16 protein-coding genes are annotated in these 18,012 nt (G+C 67.5%); 6 read left to right on the forward strand and 10 right to left on the reverse strand.

Annotation, left to right across the window (positions count from 1 at the left end; genetic code table 11):
• Positions 1–30 precede the first annotated feature (30 nt).
• From EXW95_RS19490 to EXW95_RS19500, 3 genes are all read right to left on the reverse strand, one after another.
• A complete protein-coding gene (locus tag EXW95_RS19490; RefSeq protein ID WP_174369169.1) occupies positions 31–930 on the reverse strand; it encodes a carbohydrate ABC transporter permease in 900 nt (299 codons plus the stop codon).
• Between the two features lie 80 nt (positions 931–1,010).
• Positions 1,011–2,261 carry a sugar ABC transporter substrate-binding protein gene (locus tag EXW95_RS19495; RefSeq protein WP_174369170.1) on the reverse strand — a complete coding sequence of 417 codons (1,251 nt, stop codon included), beginning with the start codon at positions 2,259–2,261 and terminating at the stop codon, positions 1,011–1,013.
• Between the two features lie 29 nt (positions 2,262–2,290).
• Complete coding sequence (locus EXW95_RS19500; protein WP_174369171.1) at positions 2,291–3,148, reverse strand: MurR/RpiR family transcriptional regulator; 858 nt, start codon at positions 3,146–3,148, stop codon at positions 2,291–2,293.
• Positions 3,149–3,534: 386 nt separating this feature from the next.
• Between EXW95_RS19500 and EXW95_RS19505 the strand changes: the two genes are divergently transcribed.
• Both EXW95_RS19505 and nagA read left to right on the forward strand, forming a co-directional pair.
• The gene (locus tag EXW95_RS19505) at positions 3,535–5,640 is read left to right on the forward strand and encodes a glycosyl hydrolase family 18 protein (RefSeq protein WP_254606115.1); all 2,106 of its coding nucleotides are present in this window, start codon (positions 3,535–3,537) and stop codon (positions 5,638–5,640) included.
• A gap of 321 nt (positions 5,641–5,961) precedes the next feature.
• A complete protein-coding gene (gene nagA / locus EXW95_RS19510; RefSeq protein WP_371810196.1) occupies positions 5,962–7,131 on the forward strand; it encodes an N-acetylglucosamine-6-phosphate deacetylase in 1,170 nt (389 codons plus the stop codon).
• Positions 7,132–7,146: 15 nt separating this feature from the next.
• Here nagA and EXW95_RS19515 read toward each other — a convergent pair whose 3' ends face one another.
• On the reverse strand, positions 7,147–8,613 hold the full coding sequence (locus tag EXW95_RS19515) for a HAMP domain-containing sensor histidine kinase (protein ID WP_174369172.1): 1,467 nt from the start codon (positions 8,611–8,613) through the stop codon (positions 7,147–7,149).
• 22 nt (positions 8,614–8,635) lie between these two features.
• The gene (locus tag EXW95_RS19520; RefSeq protein ID WP_174369173.1) at positions 8,636–8,728 is read right to left on the reverse strand and encodes a winged helix-turn-helix domain-containing protein; all 93 of its coding nucleotides are present in this window, start codon (positions 8,726–8,728) and stop codon (positions 8,636–8,638) included.
• 103 nt (positions 8,729–8,831) lie between these two features.
• Here EXW95_RS19520 and EXW95_RS19525 point away from each other — a divergent pair, with 103 nt between their 5' ends.
• Positions 8,832–10,139, forward strand: coding sequence for an RNA-guided endonuclease TnpB family protein (locus tag EXW95_RS19525; protein WP_174369174.1), 1,308 nt, complete (start codon positions 8,832–8,834; stop codon positions 10,137–10,139).
• Here EXW95_RS19525 and EXW95_RS21445 read toward each other — a convergent pair.
• Positions 10,041–10,742: a response regulator transcription factor gene (locus tag EXW95_RS21445; RefSeq protein ID WP_174369175.1), complete on the reverse strand. Its 702-nt coding sequence runs from the start codon at positions 10,740–10,742 to the stop codon at positions 10,041–10,043. The genes EXW95_RS19525 and EXW95_RS21445 overlap by 99 nt on opposite strands.
• Before the next feature lie 63 nt (positions 10,743–10,805).
• Between EXW95_RS21445 and EXW95_RS19535 the strand changes: the two genes are divergently transcribed.
• The gene (locus EXW95_RS19535) at positions 10,806–11,327 is read left to right on the forward strand and encodes a hypothetical protein (protein ID WP_174369176.1); all 522 of its coding nucleotides are present in this window, start codon (positions 10,806–10,808) and stop codon (positions 11,325–11,327) included.
• A 356-nt stretch (positions 11,328–11,683) separates the two neighbouring features.
• Here EXW95_RS19535 and EXW95_RS19540 read toward each other — a convergent pair whose 3' ends face one another.
• From EXW95_RS19540 to EXW95_RS19550, 3 genes are read right to left on the reverse strand one after another with little or no spacing between them, the layout of a single operon-like run.
• Positions 11,684–12,559: a metal ABC transporter permease gene (locus tag EXW95_RS19540; RefSeq protein ID WP_174369177.1), complete on the reverse strand. Its 876-nt coding sequence runs from the start codon at positions 12,557–12,559 to the stop codon at positions 11,684–11,686.
• Complete coding sequence (locus EXW95_RS19545; RefSeq protein ID WP_174369178.1) at positions 12,559–13,326, reverse strand: metal ABC transporter ATP-binding protein; 768 nt, start codon at positions 13,324–13,326, stop codon at positions 12,559–12,561. The genes EXW95_RS19540 and EXW95_RS19545 overlap by 1 nt, the downstream gene beginning before the upstream one ends.
• On the reverse strand, positions 13,323–14,237 hold the full coding sequence (locus EXW95_RS19550; RefSeq protein WP_174369179.1) for a metal ABC transporter substrate-binding protein: 915 nt from the start codon (positions 14,235–14,237) through the stop codon (positions 13,323–13,325). The genes EXW95_RS19545 and EXW95_RS19550 overlap by 4 nt, the downstream gene beginning before the upstream one ends.
• A gap of 135 nt (positions 14,238–14,372) precedes the next feature.
• Between EXW95_RS19550 and EXW95_RS19555 the strand changes: the two genes are divergently transcribed.
• On the forward strand, positions 14,373–15,314 hold the full coding sequence (locus EXW95_RS19555; RefSeq protein WP_174369180.1) for a mechanosensitive ion channel family protein: 942 nt from the start codon (positions 14,373–14,375) through the stop codon (positions 15,312–15,314).
• Positions 15,311–16,600 carry a DUF2254 domain-containing protein gene (locus EXW95_RS19560; protein WP_174369181.1) on the forward strand — a complete coding sequence of 430 codons (1,290 nt, stop codon included), beginning with the start codon at positions 15,311–15,313 and terminating at the stop codon, positions 16,598–16,600. The genes EXW95_RS19555 and EXW95_RS19560 overlap by 4 nt, the downstream gene beginning before the upstream one ends.
• A 35-nt stretch (positions 16,601–16,635) precedes the next feature.
• Here EXW95_RS19560 and EXW95_RS19565 read toward each other — a convergent pair whose 3' ends face one another.
• Positions 16,636–17,748 (reverse strand): hypothetical protein, encoded by a 1,113-nt coding sequence (locus tag EXW95_RS19565; protein WP_174369182.1) that lies wholly within the window; start codon positions 17,746–17,748, stop codon positions 16,636–16,638.
• Positions 17,749–18,012: the final 264 nt, after the last annotated feature.

An 18,012-nucleotide genomic window follows, 5' to 3' on the forward strand; every position in this document is an offset into this window, starting at 1 on the left:
GCCTGGGCGGGGGGGGGGCGGCGCGCGCGCTCACGCCTGCTCCTCGCGGTGGAAGAAGCGGAAATTCAGCGCCGAGAGCAGCAGCGCCACGAGTGCCACGACCAGACCGGCGGCGCTGGCCAGGCCGTAGTCGAAGTCGAAGCCCTGGAAGGCCTTGGCGTACACGTACATCAGCGCGGTGTACGTGCTGTTCAGCGGTCCGCCGTTCGTGAGGACCAGCACCTCTTCGAGCACGCGCAACGCGGCGATGGTCGAGAGCAGTGAGCACAGCAGGATGGTCGGCCGCATCAGCGGCACCGTCACCCGCCAGAAGCGCTGCCAGGCGCTGGCGCCGTCGAGGATCGCCGCTTCCTCCAGTTCCTCGGGAATGGCCTGGAGGCCCGCGAGGTACAGCACCATGTAGTATCCGAAGCCGCGCCAGAACGTGACCAGCATGACCGCCCAGAAGGCCCACTGCTCATTGTTCAGCCAGCCGAACGCCGCCTCGGGCGTGGTCAGGTGCAGCGCCCGGAGCAGCCAGTTCAGGGTGCCCTCGCGGTTGAACACCCATTCCCACATCACGGCGGCCAGGGACACGCTGGTGATCACGGGCACGTAGTACGCCGCGCGGAACAGCGCGATGCCCGGAATGTTCTTCGCCACGAGGACCGCGACTGCCAGGGACGCCACCTGCAGGGCGGGCACGACCAGCAGGTACTTCACGCTGTTCCCCAGCGCCGTGCGGAACAGCGGGTCACCGAGCACGGTCTCGAAGTTTCTCAGGCCCACCCACTGCGGTGGCAGGTGGTTGGCGAAGCGCGCGCCGTTGTACTCGGTGAAACCCAGGTACGCGCCGTACAGCAGCGGGTAGAAGGTGAACACCGCCAGCAGGATCAGCGCCGGGGCCAGGAACGTGTAGGACATCAGCGACTGACGCCAGTGAACTTGCATGGGGAGCCATCCTTTGCGCGCGGCGGACAGGGGTGCGGGTGGCCGGCCCACGGTCGCGGGCGGGCCACCCGGATCAGGTTTTACTTCTTCAGGTTGGCGTTCCAGTACGTGGCGGCGTCCGCCAGGGCCTGCTGCGCGGTCTTCTTGCCCAGCAGCGCCGCCTCGATGTTGTCGTTGAAGTTCTTGTACAGGTCGTCGCTGTTGCCCGGCGCGCGGTAGCCGGGGTTGATCAGGCGGCCCGAGGCGCCCACGAGCGCGGTGGCGCGGGCGACGGGGTCGCTGCCGCTGGTCTTGAACTGCGTGCTGGTCTGCGCGCCTTTGGTGGTGGGCACCACGGGCACGACCCGGGCGAAGGCCAGCTGGTTGGCGTTGTTCGTGAAGAACGCGGCGAGTTTCGCGGCGGCCTGCGGGTTCTTGCTGGCCTTGGGAATCACGAGGCCCATGCTGCCGCCGGTCTGCACGCCGGCCTTGCCGAGCGGGGCCTGCGTGACGACCGTCCTGGCGTACAGGGCGGGGTTGGTGTCCTTGATGCGCGTCAGGGCCTGCGGGCCGCCGATGATCATGGCGACGCGGTTTTGCGCGTACAGTTCGGTGGCGAGCTGGAAGGCCTCGCGGCGCACGGCGTCCTCGGGGACGTAGCCGCCGCGGTAGAGCGTCACGTACTGCGCGAGCAGGCTGGCGTGCGCGGGGGTGTTGAAGGCCGCCCTGCCGTTGCCGTCGGTGACGGGGAGCCCCTCGGCGTAGAAGTACCCCAGGAAGGACGCGGTGTTGGGGTCTTTCAGGGCGGGCACCCAGGCGTACGCGCCGGTCTTGTCCTTGATGGTCTTGGCGTAGCTGAGCATCTCGCTGGCGGTGCGGGGGGCGCGGGTCAGCCCGGCCTTCTTGAACAGGTCGGGGTTGTACAGCAGGACGCCCTCGTTCAGCCAGCCGTACCAGGGGTAGGCGTAGGTGTTCCCAGCGGACGTGAAGTTGCTCAGGCTCTGAGGGTAGAAGGTGCTGCGCAGCGTGGCGGGGCTGGTCAGGGTGTTCACGGCGGTCAGGAAGCCGTTCTGCGCGGCCTTCTGCGTCTCGTCGATGTTCAGGTTCACGACGTCGGGGGCCGAGCCGAGGTTCACGCTGGCGATGAAGTCCTGCACCATCGAGTCCTGCTTGTCGAACCACTGCACCTTGATGCCGGGGTTGGCCTTCTCGAACGCGCTGATGGTGTCCTTGATGTACCCGTCGAATTTCGGGCTGAGGTACCACGTCCAGAAGGTGACGGTGGTCTGCGCGCTGGCAGTCGAGGCGACGAGGGCGAGGCCGAGGGTCAGGGCTTTCACGCTACGTTTCATGGGGCTCTCCTTGTGGGGGCGGGACAGGGTCAGTACTTCTTCTCGACCACACTTTCGGCCGTGACGCGCAGCATGGCGGCGGCCTCGGGGCGGCGGGCGAGCAGGGCGGTGTACAGCAGTTCCAGCACCAGCGTCTGGCTGATCAGGGTGTCCATGACGGCGTCGGTCAGGGGGTCTTCCTGCCGGGAGGTGAACAGCACGCGGCTGGCGTAGCGGGTGATGGGGGAGGAGGCGCGGTGCGTGATGGCGACCGTGTAGTGCCCGTGGCTCTGCGCGAGGCGCAGGTGCTGCACGGTGTCGATGGTGCTGCCGGAACTCGTGAGGCCGATGACGACGCCGCCGCGGGGCAGGGTGGAGATACTCACGGCCGCGACGTGCGGGTCGGTGAAGGCCTGCGCGGTGATGCCCAGCCGCAGCAGGCGGTGCGCGAACAGCTGCGCGATCATGCCGCTGTTGCCCTGCCCGGTCAGGTCGACGCGCGGGGCGCGGGACAGCTGCTCGGCGACGGCCTCGATGGCGTCGGGGGCCAGCAGGCGACCGGTGTCTTCCAGGGTCAGTTTGGCCTGCTTGACGAGCCGGGCGGTGTGTCCGCCGAGGTCGGTGGGTCGTTCACTGCTGGTGTCGCGGCCCGCGACATCGGCGGCCAGGGCGATCTTGAAGGCGTGGAAACCCGCGAAGTCCAGTTTGCGGCACAGCCGGGTGATGGTGGCCTCGCCGACACCGGCGCTGGTGGCGAGTTCGGTGATGGTCTGGTGGATGACGGTGTCGGCGTCGCGCAGGACGTGATCGGCGACCTGTCTCAGGGAGGGGGAGAGGCTGTGGGCGTGCAGGCGGATGCGGCTGATGGCTCCCGGCGTCTGGGCCGGGCGCGTGGTGGTCTGACTCATGCGACTCCTGATGGGTCCGTGGTGATGCACCCACACTAAATCCTGAAAATTATTTTTGTCAAGCTGCCGTTTTCTGCGATCATTATTTTCATCGGTTCTGCCGCCCACGCTCCAGCGATACCGCTTTGACCCGCCTGCCACGCCGGACAGGGCGCGGATATCAGGGGTGAATCATCCTGAAACACGCCGAAAATGTTTCATGACGGAAGGCTCATCCGGCATCAAGGTCGCCCTGCGAGTCACAAATGGCGTCCAGACACCACCTTGATCCGGCAAACTTGAAAAAAAATTCCTTCGCTTATTGACAGATTGAAAATCGATGTTCATGATGCAGACGTTCCTGCAACCCACCGTTCGCCCTCCACGCCCCCCACACGAGGTGAGGTATGCCCAAGACTGCCCTGTCCGTCTCCGCCCTGTTCGCCCTGACCCTGGCCCTCGGCGCCTGCGGCGAATCCCCGCAGGTCAACCCCGGCCTCCACGCCCAGGCCACCTGCACCGCCTGGACCGAGGGCCCCACCTACACCGCCGGGCAGGTCGTGACCTACCAGGGCCTCACCTACACCGCCATCCAGACCCACACCGCCTACGTCGGCACGAACTGGAACCCGAAAGACACACCCAGCCTGTGGACGGGCGGCGGCACCTGCAGCGGCGGCGACACCACCGCCCCTACGGTCAGCGTCAACAGCAGTGCGGGCACCGTCACGACCGCCTCGACCATCACCCTGACCGCGACCGCCAGCGACAACGTCGGCGTGACCAGAGTCGAGTTCTACGACGGCGCGACCATGATCGGCACCGACACCACCTCCCCCTACACGCAGGCCGTCTCGCTGACCGCCGCGAACAACGGCACCCACAGTTACACCGCCAGGGCATTCGACGCCGCAGGGAACAGCCGGGTCAGCGCCGCCGCCAGTGTCACCGTGAACATCGCGGGCACTGGCGACACGACCGCGCCCACCGTGAGCGTCACGGCCAGCCCCACCACCGTCACCGCCGCCGGGAACGTGACCCTCAGCGCCACCGCCAGCGACAACGTCGGCGTGACCAGGGTCGAGTTCTACCAGGGCGCCACCCTGCTCGCCACCGACACTGCCGCGCCCTACAGCGCCACTGAGGCCGTCACCAGCGCCCAGAACGGCACGCGCAGCTACACCGCCAGGGCCTTCGACGCCGCCGGGAACAGCCGGGTCAGCGCCGCCGCCTCCGTGACCGTGAACATCGGCACCACTCCGCCCCCCGGCAGCGGCTTCAAGCGCGTGGCGTACTTCGCGCAGTGGGGCATCTACGGCCGCAACTACCAGGTGAAGAACATCGACACCAGCGGCACGGCCGCCACCCTCACACACATCAATTACGCCTTCGGCAACGTGTACAACGCGGGCGGCACGTACAAGTGCGACATGGTCACCCGCGCCGAGAGCGGCAGTGGCGACGGCGGCGACGCCTACGCCGACTACGGCAAGAGCTTCGACGCCGCCAGCAGCGTCGATGGCGTCGCCGACGTGTGGAACCAGCCCATCAAGGGCAACTTCAACCAGCTGAAAAAACTCAAGGCCAAACACCCGGGCCTGAAGACCCTGATCTCCCTGGGCGGCTGGACCTGGAGCCGCCACTTCAGCGCCGCCGCCAGCACCGACGCGTCCCGCAGGGCGCTGGTCAGTTCCTGCATCGACCTGTACATCAAGGGGAACCTCCCCGCCACACCCGACGCCTCGGCCGGCCCGGGGTCCGCCGCCGGCGTGTTCGACGGCATCGACATCGACTGGGAATACCCCGGCGGCGGCGGACTCGCCTACAACACCGTCAGTGCCGCCGACCGGCAGAACTTCACGTTGCTGCTGCAGGAATTCCGCCGTCAGCTCGACGCGGTGCGCCCCGGACTGCTGCTGACCATTGCCGCGCCCGGCGGCCCCGACAAGATCGCCAACCAGGACCCCGCCGGATACAGGGCCGCCGTCGACTGGATCAACATCATGACCTACGACTTCCGCGGCGCGTGGGACGCCACTGGCCCCACCAACTTCCACAGCAACCTGTACACCGACCCCAATGGCCCCGGCAGCGGCCCCGCCAAGACCTACTCGGTGGACACGGCCGTGAACGCCTTCCTGAACGCCGGCATGCCCGCCAGCAAGATCGTGATCGGCGTGCCCTTCTACGGGCGCGGCTGGACCGGCGTGCCCGGCACGAACAACGGCCTGTATCAGGGTGCCACCGGCCCGGCGCGCGGCACATACGAGGCGGGCATCGAGGACTACAAGGTGCTGAAGAACGCCCCGGGCACCGTGTTCCGCAACGCCACCACCGGGCAGATGTGGAAGTACGACGGCACGAACTTCTGGAGTTACGACGACGAGCAGGTCATCGCCGCGAAGATGGCGTACGTCAAGAGCAGGGGCCTGGGCGGCGCGATGGCCTGGTCCCTCGACGGGGACGATGCCAACGGCACCCTGGCGAAGGCCGTCGCCAACGGACTGAAATAGCCCCCGCCCGTCGAGCCAGGTCCTGACGGCACGGACCACCACGGCCTTCCGCAGGAACTGGCCTCGCTCGGTTCACAGAGACGACATGACACGGCCTCGGGGGGAACGGTCTGCACCGCCGTTCCACCTGAGCGGCCGTGAGTCGCCGGTTGCGGGTCGAAGGCGGAACACACGGCAGCCGGGCAGGGTTCAGCAGAACCTCCTCCCCCCGTCGAGGAACCTCGGTTGACCGGCGCGGTCCGTTCACCGGCCTCTGCGGATACGCACAGCACCTGCTGAATCCCCAGAACACCCAGGAGACGAACATGCTAAGACTCTGGCGTGACGACCATCGCGACTGATCCCGTGGTCCTGCGCGGGCAACTGCTGCTCCCGCAGGGCCTGACCCCCGGCCAGCTCACCGTGCACGACGGCAAGATCGCGGAGATCACCATGGACCCCGGCATCAGGGAGGACACGCTGATCCTGCCGGGCTTCGTGGACACGCACGTCCACGGCGGTGGCGGCGGGGACACCATGGACGGCCCCGGCGGCCTGGCCCGGATGGCCCGGCTGCACGCGAGGCACGGCACGACCACGCTGCTCCCCACGACCATCACGAACCCCTGGGATACGGTCCTGAGCGCCCTGCAGGCCGTGGCGGACGTCACGCGCCACCCGGTTCCCGGCGGGGCCGACATGCCCGGCGCGCACCTCGAAGGCCCGTTCATCAGTCCGCAGCGTCTCGGGGCGCAGCCGCCCTTCACGCTCGACCCCACACCTGAACGCCTGGACGAGATCCTGAAGCTGGGCGTCGTGCGTGCCGTGACGATCGCGCCGGAACTCACCGGCGCCACGGCGGCCGCCGCGCGCCTGGCACGGGCCGGTGTGCGGGTCGGCGTGGGTCACACCCGCGCCGATGCGGACACGGTCCTGGCATTCCTGACCGTCGTGCATGCCAGTGGCGGGCAGGGCGCCGCCACGCACCTGTTCAACGCGATGGGGGGCGTCGAGGGCCGGTCGCCCGGCCCGGCCGGCGCCCTCATGAGTGACCCGCTGGCGACGCTGGAAATCATCCTGGACGGCGTCCACGTTCACGACGCGGCGTTCCGACTGGCGCGCGCCGCCGCGCCGGAACGCGTGATGCTGATCACGGACGCCATGCGTGCCACCGGACTCGGGGACGGGCACAGCGAACTCGGCGGTCAGGCGGTCACCGTGCGCGGCTCGCGCGCCACGCTGCCTGACGGCACGCTGGCGGGCAGCGTCCTGACCATGGACGAGGCGCTTCGCCGCGCCGTGGCCGCCGGGGTGCCCCTGCACGAGGCGAGCCGGATGGCGAGCCTGACCCCGGCCCGCTCGGTCGGCCTGCGTGACCGGGGCGAACTGCGCGTCGGGCTGCGGGCCGACCTGACCGTCCTCGACGACACGCTGCGGGTGCAGGACGTCTGGGTCGCCGGGCAGCGGATCACGTCCGGAGCGGCTGAAGGGAGCGTCGAGGGGCGGGTCTGACTGGACCCCGTCACGTCACGCCTCCGGGTCCGGCGGTGACCATGTCCCGAGGGGGAAGGTCACGCGGAACACGGTGCCGTCCACGCCGGTCCGGTGGACGAACAGCGCGGCGCCGTGCCGACTGGCGATCAACTGCGCGATCGCGAGACCCAGGCCGGTGCCGCCACGCCGCTGCCGGGCGGGGTCGGCGCGGTAGAATCGGTCGAAGATATAGGGCAGGTCTGCGGGGGCGACGCCGCCGCCCTGGTCCTCGACGTCGACCTGCACCGCGTCCCTCAGGGCCTGAGCGCGCAGGGTGACACGCGTGCCCCCGGGGCTGTACTTGACGGCGTTGTCGAGCAGGATCAGCAGGAGTTGCTGCAGCTGATCGCGGTGACCCGGCACGGTCAGCGGGTCATCCGGCGGGTCGAGGTGCAGGATCAGGTCGTGCGACGGGCTCAGTTTCTGCGCGTCCTGCACGGCGGCCTGCGCGACCCCGCGCAGGGACACGCCCCGCTGCGGGAGGGGCGCGTCCTGTTCCCGCTGGGCGAGCAGCAGCAGGTCCTCGATCATCCGGGTCAGCCGCCACGTCTCGCGGTCCATGTCGGCGATCACCTCGGCGCGCTCGTCGGGGTCCATCTGCGGGTACTGGCGCAGCAGGTCGAGGTTGCCGCGCAGGACAGTCATCGGCGCGCGCAGTTCGTGACTGGCGTCCTCCACGAACCGCTGCTGGGACGCCCAGGCGCGCTGCAGGCGGCCGAGCATGTCGTTGAACGTGACGCTGAGCTGGCCCAGTTCGTCCGGCGGGCCGGGCTGCACGCGCTGCGTGAGGTCGCGGCTGCCGGCCACAGCCCGCGCGGCGCGGGTCAGCGCCGTCACGGGCCGCAGGACCGCCCCGGCCACCACCCAGGTGACGCCCAGGACGCCGGTGACCGTGCAGGTCAGCACGATCAGCAGGAGGCGGGTCGCGGCGCGGGCCGTGTCGTCCGCCCGCGCCAGCGGGGTCAGGGCCTCCACGTACCCGGCGGTCCGGTCTCCGCGCCGGAGCTGCACGACGTACCGTCGCCAGCGTTCCCCACCGGCGCCCAGGGTCCCGAAGGCCTGGCGGTCCCCCTCGATCTCGCGCGGGGCGAACCAGTCGGGCAGGGGAACGGCGTCCCAGAACGCGGCCCTGGCCGGGGTGAGCAGCGGCGCCCAGGGTGGCGTGACCGGCAGGCCCGGATCGTTCGGTGAACGCTGCGCGAGCGTGCCGTCCGGCGCGTAGCTGCGCAGCACGATCACGATCCCGTCGCGGCTGGGCGGGGCGGTGTCGGCGTCCAGCGCGTACGACCGGCCCGAGCGGAGAATGCCGGATTCGACCAGTCGGGCGGTCGTGACGAGCACCCGGTCGAGCGTCAGGAACTGCTCGCGGATCAGCGCCACGTACCCGGTGACGCTCAGGACCGTCAGGACGGCCGCGAACAGCGCGCCGTAGGCCAGGGTGAGGCGCAGGCGCAGCTTCACGCGCGGTCCCCGCAGGCGGCCTTCACGGGGCGCGCAGCACGTACCCGGCCCCGCGGACGGTGTGGATCAGCCGCTCGCCGCCGGACTGCTCGAGTTTCTGCCGCAGGACCTTCACCGAGAAGCTCCGGGGAAGCCCCTGCCTTTAGGCATGGGGAGGAACCGGAGTGCCGCCCATAGGCGGCCTTGCTGTTCATACCAGAATGGTCTAGTCTTTTTACGTGAAAGCTACGCTGACCGCCAAGCTGAAGCTGCACCACACCAGGGAGCAAAAAGCTGCCCTGGACGCGGTGACGCTGGCCTACCGGGACGCGCTGAACTACACCTCACACCAGGCGTTCGAGATGAACAAAACCTCCAACGCCGCCATGATTCAGAAAGAGGTCTACGCTACCCTCCGAGAACGCTTCGGGCTCGGTGCTCAGATGGCCTGCTCGGTCCCCCGGAAGGTCGCAGCCGTCTACAAGACCCTCTGGACCCGCGTCAAACAGGCCGCCGCAAAGCGGGCAGCGAACCCCAAAGCCCGCCGGTACAAGGGACTTGACCACGCACCGAAGTTCGTGAGCCGTACGCTGTCCTACCAGTACGGGCGTGACTACTCCTTCAAGACCGGCCAGCAGGTCAGCATTTCCACGCTGGCGGGCCGTCTGGTGCTGCCTTACGAGGGCTACCGGAAGCATCTGGACTGGATCGCTGATGGTGCCCAGATCGGCGCCGCACAACTCTGGTATGACAAGCGGAAGCAGCAGTATTTCCTGCTCGTCGCGTTGGAGATCGAACTTCCAGACCCTGAACCCGTGACACACCAGCAGGTGGTGGGCGTGGACGTGGGGATGCGGTATTTCGCGGTCGCATCGAATCTCTCAGGGAAAGCGTTCTTCAAGTCGGGGAAGGAAACGCTCCGCATGGCGGAGCGTTTCCAGAAGGCCCGCAAGTCGCTTCAGCAGAAAGGCACCCGTTCCGCAGTCCGCCGTCTGGTGGCGCTGTCGGGAAGGGAAAGACGGTTCATTGCTGACGTCAACTCTTCTCTCGCTTCTGCAATTCTCAAGACCTACCCCCATGCCTTGATCGGTGTCGAGGAACTGACCGGAGTTCGTGACCGTACCGAAAGACGCTCGCGCTCCACCAGTTCCGAAAAGACCCGTAAGGCCAATCGTCGCCGTGCGAGGTGGAGTTACGCCGAGTTGCTGGGGTTCCTGGCGTACAAGGCGCCGCTCCTGGGCAGTACGGTGGTGAAGGTGGACGCGCACTACACCTCGCAGACCTGCCCGAAGTGTGGGCATTGCAGCCGCGACAACCGCCCACGGAAGGGGTTGGTGTTCGTCTGTGAAGGGTGCGGGTACCAGTTGCACGCGGATCTGGTGGGGGCCAGGAATGTGGGACTCAGGGCATTGCTTGTCCGGCAGGACTGGATGAGCACGGGGCGGTTGTCATGCGCCCCTGATGTGTCGGACGCTGAAACCAAAGCGGCTCGCCTTTCGAGGTACGCCGAGTTGCGGTGGAGTCCAGACACAAGCCCCCGCCTTTAGGCGTGGGGTCATGACGTACGTCTCGACGGTGCTGGGGTCACCCAGGAACGTGTCTCCCCACGCCCGGTCCAGCAGCACCGACTTGGACAGCACATGTCCGGGGGAGGTCATGAACACCTGCAGCACCCGGAATTCCTGCGCGGTGAGGGTCACGTCGGCCCCTCCGCGCGTCACGCGGTGCTGGGTGGGGTAGAGGGTCACGTCGGCCACGCTGAGCGACTGTGGGGTGTCCTGCGCGCGGCGGCGCAGGTGCGCGCGGACCCGCGCAGTCAGGACGTCCATCGGGAAGGGTTTGGTGACGTAGTCGTCCGCGCCGGCGCTGAACCCGTCGATCTGATGTTCGGGGTACGTGCGGGCCGTCAGCAGGATGACCGGCGTGTCGCGGCCCTGTTCACGCAGGGCGCGGACGACGTTCAGGCCGGACAGTCCGGGCAGCATGACGTCCAGCAGGATCAGGTCGGGCGCGCCGGTCAGGGCGGCGTCCAGGCCGGCCGGGCCGTCCTCGGCGACGCCGACGTCGAAGCCCTCGAAGGTCAGTCCTCGCTGCAGCAGGCGCCGGATGCCGGGATCGTCCTCTATCACGAGGATGTTCGGTCTGCTCACGCCCGCAGTGTAGCGGGGGGGGTCTTCAGCTGCCCTCCAGTTTCGGCGCGTACGCTGCGCCTCATGAACGATTCACTTCGCGCCACGGCCCTGCGGGGCCTGCCCGTCTGGCAGGGTGCCGAGCAGATCGGCACCCTGGGCGGCCTCGTGTACGATCACGCCGCGCGCCGCGTGCGGGGCTTCACGGTCCTCAGCGGTGAACGCACCCTGAACGTCTGGTGGGCGGACACCGACGGGCTGACCCGGCAGGCCCTGCACGTCCGCGCCGGGATTCCCCTGAGTCACCTGTGGCACGGTCTGGGCAGCGTGGCCCGGCGGCCCGTGGATACGCTCACGGTGCGCCTGCCGGACGGGGCGGGCACCCTGTTCGTGCTCGACGCGTTTCTCGACCCGATGACCGAGCGGATCGTGGCGTACGAGGTGGGTGCCCTGCCGCGCGCAGCGGCCCGGCGGCCGGGCATGAGAATCCCGGCGTCGGATCTGGCGTGGACGGGGCAGGAGTTCCAGCCGCTCGGATCGGCCATTCCGGTCCTGAGGGCCGTGCAGGCCACCCTGGACGCGTCGGTGATGCTGCGCGCCCCCTGATACGGGATGAAATTGACTTGCTTCCAACGTGATTGCCTTCCGTTGTCCCCTCTCCCCCTGTGGGACTCGGAGAGCTGCGGAGCAGAGAGGGAGGGACTCGCAGAGCTGCGGAGCAGTGGAGCGAAGCGACGGAAGGGTGAGGGGGCCACCGGGCGACTCCGGATGATCTGGAATCACTTGAATCCCGTATGACGCGGCGTGGAGCCGTGCGAATGAACAAGGAGGCGACGGGAACATGGATTCCCGTCGCCTCCTTGTTCTGCTGTGCAGGTGTTCCAGCGTCCTGCGGGGCAGCGGTCACTCGCCCTGGTGCGGGGCGTTCCAGGTCCGCGAACGCCCGCGTCAGGGCGCCTGCTTCAGCCCTGCAGTTCGGCCTGCCGTTCGCGCTGCTGCTGGCGGCGGCGGGCCAGCTGGCCGTGTTTCGGGGCGAACAGGAACGCCAGGCCGAACAGGACGCTCTGCGTCAGCACGATGCAGGCGCCGGTCGCGCCGTCCAGGAAGTAGCTGGCGTACGTGCCGATCAGGCTGGACAGCACGCCGGCCGTGACGGCCAGGATCATCATGCGGCTGAAACGGTCGGTGAGCAGGTACGCGGTCGCGCCGGGCGTGATGAGCATCGCGACGACCAGGATCACGCCGACGGTCTGCAGGGCGCTGACGATGGTCAGGGCCAGGATGACCAGCAGCGCGCCGTACAGCAGGCCCGTGTTCAGGCCGATGGAGCGGGCGTGCGTGGCGTCGAACACGTACAGCAGCAGGTCGCGCCGCAGGATCAGGATGGCGCCCAGGGCGACGGCGCCCGCGATGACGGTCTGCCACAGGTCGGCGTCGCTGATGCCGAGCACGTCCCCGAACAGGATGTGCGAGAGGTGCACGTCGCTGGACACGCGGGAGATCATCACGAGGCCCAGGGAGAACAGCGCGGTGAACACCACGCCGATCACGGTGTCCTCCTTGACGCGGGAGCGGGACTGGATGAAGCCGATCGCGCCGACGCTGAGCAGCCCGAACACGAAGGCACCCACGACGAACGGCAGGTTCAGCAGGTACGCGAGGACCACGCCGGGGAGCACGGCGTGCGATACGGCGTCGCCCATCAGGGACCAGCCCTTGAGGGTGATGAAGCACGACAGGACCGCGCACACGGCGCCGACGAGCGCGGAGACGAGCAGGGCGCGCAGCATGAAGTCGTACCCGAGTGGCGCGAGCAGGGCGGGGAGCACGGCGTCCATCAGCGGACCTCCTGGGGAATGCGGGCGGGGTCGTGCAGCGGCGAGCGGCCCCCGAAGGTCAGGGCGAGGTTCGGGGCCGTGAGGACCTGCGCGGTGGGTCCGACCGTCAGGACGGTGCGGTCGGCGATCAGGGCGACGTCGTCGCAGAAGGTCTCCAGCGTGCCGAGGTCGTGGGTGCTGACGAGGACGCTGCGGCCCCCGCCCGCGAGGTCGCTGAGCAGGGTGGTGATGGCCTCGCTGGTGCCGACGTCCACGCCGCCGAAGGGTTCGTCGAGCAGCAGCAGCCGGGCGTCCTGCGCCAGCGCGCGGGCCAGGAACGCGCGTTTGCGCTGCCCGCCGGACAGTTCCCCGATCTGCCGCTCGGCGAAGTCGGTCATGGCGACGCGGTCCAGGGCGTCCTGCACGGCGGCCCTGTCAGCCGCCGAGGGGCGGCGCAGGAGGCCCATGCGGCCCTGGCGGCCCATGGTGACCACGTCGCGCACGCTGACGGGGAAGTCCCAGTCGACCGCCTCGGCCTGCGGGACGTACGCGATCCACCCGGCCTTCTGCGCGTGCCGGACCGCGTGCCCGAATACCTGCACCTGACCGGACAGCGGGGGCAGGAAGCCCATGATGGTCTTGAACAGCGTGCTCTTCCCGGCGCCGTTCATGCCGACCAGTCCGCAGATGCGGCCGGGTTGCAGGCTCAGGGTGGCGCGGCGCAGCGCGAGGCGGCCGCCGCCGTACGCGACGCTGACGTCCTGCACGTCCAGCGCGGGGGCGTTCACGGCTGGCCGCCGGTCAGGCCCGCGAGGATGGTGTCGGCGTCGCGACGCAGCAGGTCCAGATAGGTGGGCACCTCGTCGGAGAGGGAGTCGACGTGCAGCGCCCCGGCGTAGCGCGCGCCGGATTCGCGGGCGACCTGCCGCATGCCCTTGTCGGAGACGGTGCTCTCGCAGAACACGGCGGGGACGCCCTGGGCGCGCACGGCGTCGATCACGGCGCGGATCTGCCTCGGCGTGCCCTGGCCTTCCTCGGCGTTGACGGGCCAGAGGTACAGTTCCTTCAGGCCGTAGTCGCGGGCGAGGTAGCTGAACGCGCCCTCGCAGGTGACCAGCGCGCGCCGTTCGGGGGGCAGCTGGCCCAGTTGCGTGGCGAGCTGCTGGTCGACCTCGCGGATCTGCTGCGCGTACGCGTCGGCGTTCGCGCGGTAGGTGTCGGCCCCGGCCGGGTCGAGGTCGCTCAGGGCGCGGCGGATGTTCTCGACGTAGATCAGGGCGTTTTTCGGGGACATCCAGGCGTGCGGGTTGGGTTTGCCCGCGTACGCGTCCGCAGCGATGTCCACGGGCTGGACGCCGTCGGTGAGGGTGACGGTGGGCGCGTCGATGTCGCGCGTGAAGCGGGTGAACCAGCGTTCGAGGTTCAGGCCGTTGTTGAGGATCAGGTCGGCGTCCTGCGCGCGGATCAGGTCGCTGGGGGTGGGCTGGTAGCCGTGGATCTCCGCGCCGGGTTTCGTGATGGACACGACCTCGGCGCGGTCCCCGGCGACGGCGCGGGTCATGTCGGCCAGGATCGTGAAGGTGGTCAGGACGGTGGGCCGTCCGGTCGTGTCCGCGCTCTGGCGGGGCGGGTCGGCGCGGCAGCCGCTCAGGAGACCGGCCACGCACAGCAGGGCGGCGGGGAGCAGAGGTCGAATCATGATTTAGTCTTACCTAAAATATTTTTTAGGTCAACTGCCTCGGGGGTGCTGCGCCGTCCCTCCCCCTCCGAACATGCAGAAACCCGACAGCCTCCCCACACGAGCGCCCACGCCACCGTCCATACAGTGCAGGCAATGGCGTGGCAACTCGAACCGATCCTGACCCGATTCCAGACCCTCACGCAGAGCCTGCTGGCCAGCCTGCCGAACGTCGCCCTGGGCCTCGTGCTGTTCGCGCTGTTCTGGTTCATCTCCGGGCTCGCGCGGCGCTCGGTGCAGGCCCTGGCCGCGCGGGCCGGACAACCCGCCGGGATCGCCCGCGTGTTCGGCCGACTGGCCGCCTGGGTGATCCTCACGCTGGGCGCCCTGGTCGGCCTGACCGTGATCTTCCCGACCCTGACGGCCGCGTCGCTGTTCGGCGCGCTGGGCGTCAGCGGCGTCGCCATCGGCTTCGCGTTCAAGGACATCTTCCAGAACCTGCTGGCCGGCCTGCTGATCCTGATCACGCGGCCCTTCCGTATCGGCGACCAGATCGTCAGCGGTGACCACGAGGGCACCGTGGAGGACATCCAGGTCCGCGCGACCCTGCTGCGCACCTACGACAACCGCCGGGTCGTCATCCCGAACAGCGAGCTGTACACCAACCGCGTGATCGTGAACACCGCCTACGACCGGCGCCGCCTGTCCGTCACCGTCGGCATCGGGTACGGCGACGACATCGCGCAGGCCAAACGCATCATCCTGGACACGCTGGACGGCATTGAGGACATCCGCCGCGACCCGGCCCCGACCGTCCTCGTGCGGGAACTCGCGGACTTCAGCGTGAACCTCGACGTGCGCTTCTGGATCGACCCGCCCATCCGCCGCGAGGCCGTCGAGGCGCAGGACCACGTCCTGGAAGCCCTGAAACCGGCCCTGATCGCCGCCGGGATCGACCTGCCCCTCCCCACCCAGCAGGTGCTGTTCCACGACCAGACCGAGGACACCGACGGCGACCGCACCCGCCAGCGCGAGGGCTGGCCCGCCCGCAACGACAACGCCAGACCACGCGCCGCGACCCCGCCAGAGACCCCATGAAAGGCACCTGGCTGCGCCTGCGGGAATGGACCGGGCAGTTCTGGTTCCTCCCGGCCGTCATGACGGCGCTGGCCCTGCTCCTCGCCTGGGGCGGCATTCAACTCGAGGAGCAGTACGGCGTCCCGGACGGCCTCACCTGGGCGTACTCCGGCGGGGAGAGCGGCGCACGCAGCCTGCTGTCCGCCGTGGCGAGCAGCGCCATCGGCGTGGCCGGAACGGTCTTCTCCATCACCATCGCCGCCCTGTCCTACGCGGCGGGCAGCATGGGACCCCGACTGCTCGACAACTTCACGCGCGACCGGGGCAACCAGGCGGTCCTGGGGACCTTCATCGCCACCTTCGCCTTCACCCTCTTCAGCCTGCGCAGCGTCAGGGGCGGCGAGGACACCGCGTTCGTGCCGCACTACAACGTCACGCTCGCCATGCTGCTCGCGCTGGCCTGCGTGGGCGCCCTCGTGTACTTCCTCGCGCACGTCACGCGCGGCATCAACATGACGGCCGTCGTGAACCTCCTGCGCGACGACCTGCGACGCGCCCTGGACCGCGCCACCCACGACGCGCCCACCCAGCCCCCGGCCGCCGCGCCGCCCGAGGCGTTCTGGGATGGGGGAGAGGTGCAACGCTCAGCGGACAGCGGCTACCTGCAACTGCTCGACACCGGCGCCCTGCTCACCGCCGCCGAACGAGAAGGGGTCGCCCTGCGGATCCTGGTGCGCCCCGGCGATTACGTGTTCCCCAATACGCCGGTCGCGGTGGGCGTGCCGCACCTCCCGCAGAACGTACTTGCGGCCCTGACCCTGGGACCCCGGCGGGTGGGCGGACAGGACCTGGAATTCACCGTCCGGCAGCTGGCCGAGGTCGCCGCCCGCGCCCTGAGCCCCGGCACGAACGATCCCGTGACCGCCATCGACGTGATCGACCGCTTCGGGGACGCCCTGTGCCGCCTGCAGGGCCGCACCTGGCCGCCCGGCGTGGAATACCGCGACCACCAGTTGCGCCTCGTGTACCCCGTCACCACCTACGCCGGCCTGCTCGACAGCATGTTCCACATGATCCGGCAGTACGGCAGCGGCAGCCCCGCCGTGACCCTGCGCCTCCTCGACGTCCTGCGCATCGTGACCGAAGGCGAAAGCGACCCCGCACGACACCGCGAACTGCACCGACACGCCGAACTGCTCATCGAGGACGCCCGCCGCGACACCCACAACACTGGGGACCTCCGCGAACTCGAAACGCGGTACCGCGCCCTGCAGGACACCCATGCAACACGAAGGCGGGAAGATTAATACGAGCGTCGCTGTCGATTAAAGGTTTGGGGGTTTTATATGCTCCAGATCGAGCTATTTAGATTCGATCTGCGTATAAATCCAGCATGTTGCAATAAGCTCTTTGTCTGATAATTAACCGAAGGTCTTAAATGAGAGTTATCGACCCTGCTCCAGTCGATTTCGTATCCTCGCTTAAAAATATCCTGTGCTGAATGAGGGACGAAAAAATAGACCAGTGCCGTATCATGATCAAGCGCATCGCACTGCCGGACGATATCGAGATATTCCACCGAAATTCCAGCATCAAGCCGCTTGATTCCATTGATGATAAGGTTCAGCTTTTCGTCAAACAGCATCAGCATGCGCAGAGTTCCGGCCACCTGCGGCGAGACGTTGACAAGAAGATCCTTTTTGACGCCTTCATGTAATTCGCGCCATTGCTGGAGCGTCAGGCCCAGCGACATATGGACAGAGTGGCCCATCTCGGTCAACCTGTACGTATTGCCATTTCTGTGGATCAATCCAAGCCTGACCGCGCCGGAGGCAGCCCCCACAAATTTCCCTTTCTCTGCACCAAAATCGACATACATCGATTTCATCTCGTTCTTAGTATAGGCGCAGTTATTCTCCATGACTGCCGTCCAGAATAGATAGTGGGTTGGTAGATTGTACAAAAATCCAACAGCCGAACTTGAAGATATAGCCGCGTCAAACTGCCTTCTCAGTTTGTCTGAGAGGTATTTCTGAGGACTCGTCAATACCGGGTTATGAACAATTTCACAGTCCTGATCAGCGATGATCAACCCAACATTCTTTCTCTTCGCCAGATCCACAATAACCGGAGACAATCCTTCAGCAGGAAGGGCAAAATAGGAGGCATGGAACCCGAATTGATAGATCTCAGCCTGGGCAATCCCTTTCAGGGAATCCCGAAATCCCTTTGCTTCAATCGCATAGAGCGAATCCCCGTCCGGCATCCGGCCGACGATATCGGGATGCACTGTGAACCCTGAAAGTGGAAGGCTGAATCGTTGCACACTTCGCCCAGCAAACAAGGATGACAGACTGGGGTGGTAATCCAGATATATGTCATTTCGATCAAATTCTTCGATTATTCCAGATTTGGTCGCATCATATATACATTTTATGACATCTACTTCGTTCATCTCACCTCAAAAGCGGAGGAATTCAGCCAAAAAACGTCAATACGCCAACGGTACCGGTCGATGATAGGTGGGAATGACCCCGCTCACGTCACGACCTACACCCGAAAGCTGGCGCAGGATGGCCGATCAGGGTGCGAGCGCGATATCTCACACCCATCCCCGCAGCGAAACCTGTTCCCGATATGCGAAAACGGACATTGATCGCCTGTGATATGCGAAAATGCTAACACGCTGATTCCATTTCACAGGACGGAACGTGCATTG

It is taken from the genome of Deinococcus sp. JMULE3 (genome assembly GCF_013337115.1).
Taxonomy (GTDB): Bacteria; Deinococcota; Deinococci; order Deinococcales; family Deinococcaceae; genus Deinococcus.

Bases quoted from the DNA above. Each gene is read 5' to 3' on its own strand.
- EXW95_RS19490 (WP_174369169.1), bottom strand. From the start codon at position 930: ATGCAAGTTCACTGGCGTCAGTCGCTGATGTCCTACACGTTCCTGGCC.
- EXW95_RS19495 (WP_174369170.1), bottom strand. From the start codon at position 2,261: ATGAAACGTAGCGTGAAAGCCCTGACCCTCGGCCTCGCCCTCGTCGCC.
- EXW95_RS19500 (WP_174369171.1), bottom strand. From the start codon at position 3,148: ATGAGTCAGACCACCACGCGCCCGGCCCAGACGCCGGGAGCCATCAGC.
- EXW95_RS19505 (WP_254606115.1), top strand. From the start codon at position 3,535: ATGCCCAAGACTGCCCTGTCCGTCTCCGCCCTGTTCGCCCTGACCCTG.
- EXW95_RS19535 (WP_174369176.1), top strand. From the start codon at position 10,806: ATGAACGATTCACTTCGCGCCACGGCCCTGCGGGGCCTGCCCGTCTGG.
- EXW95_RS19540 (WP_174369177.1), bottom strand. From the start codon at position 12,559: ATGGACGCCGTGCTCCCCGCCCTGCTCGCGCCACTCGGGTACGACTTC.
- EXW95_RS19550 (WP_174369179.1), bottom strand. From the start codon at position 14,237: ATGATTCGACCTCTGCTCCCCGCCGCCCTGCTGTGCGTGGCCGGTCTC.
- EXW95_RS19555 (WP_174369180.1), top strand. From the start codon at position 14,373: ATGGCGTGGCAACTCGAACCGATCCTGACCCGATTCCAGACCCTCACG.
- EXW95_RS19560 (WP_174369181.1), top strand. From the start codon at position 15,311: ATGAAAGGCACCTGGCTGCGCCTGCGGGAATGGACCGGGCAGTTCTGG.
- EXW95_RS19565 (WP_174369182.1), bottom strand. From the start codon at position 17,748: ATGAACGAAGTAGATGTCATAAAATGTATATATGATGCGACCAAATCT.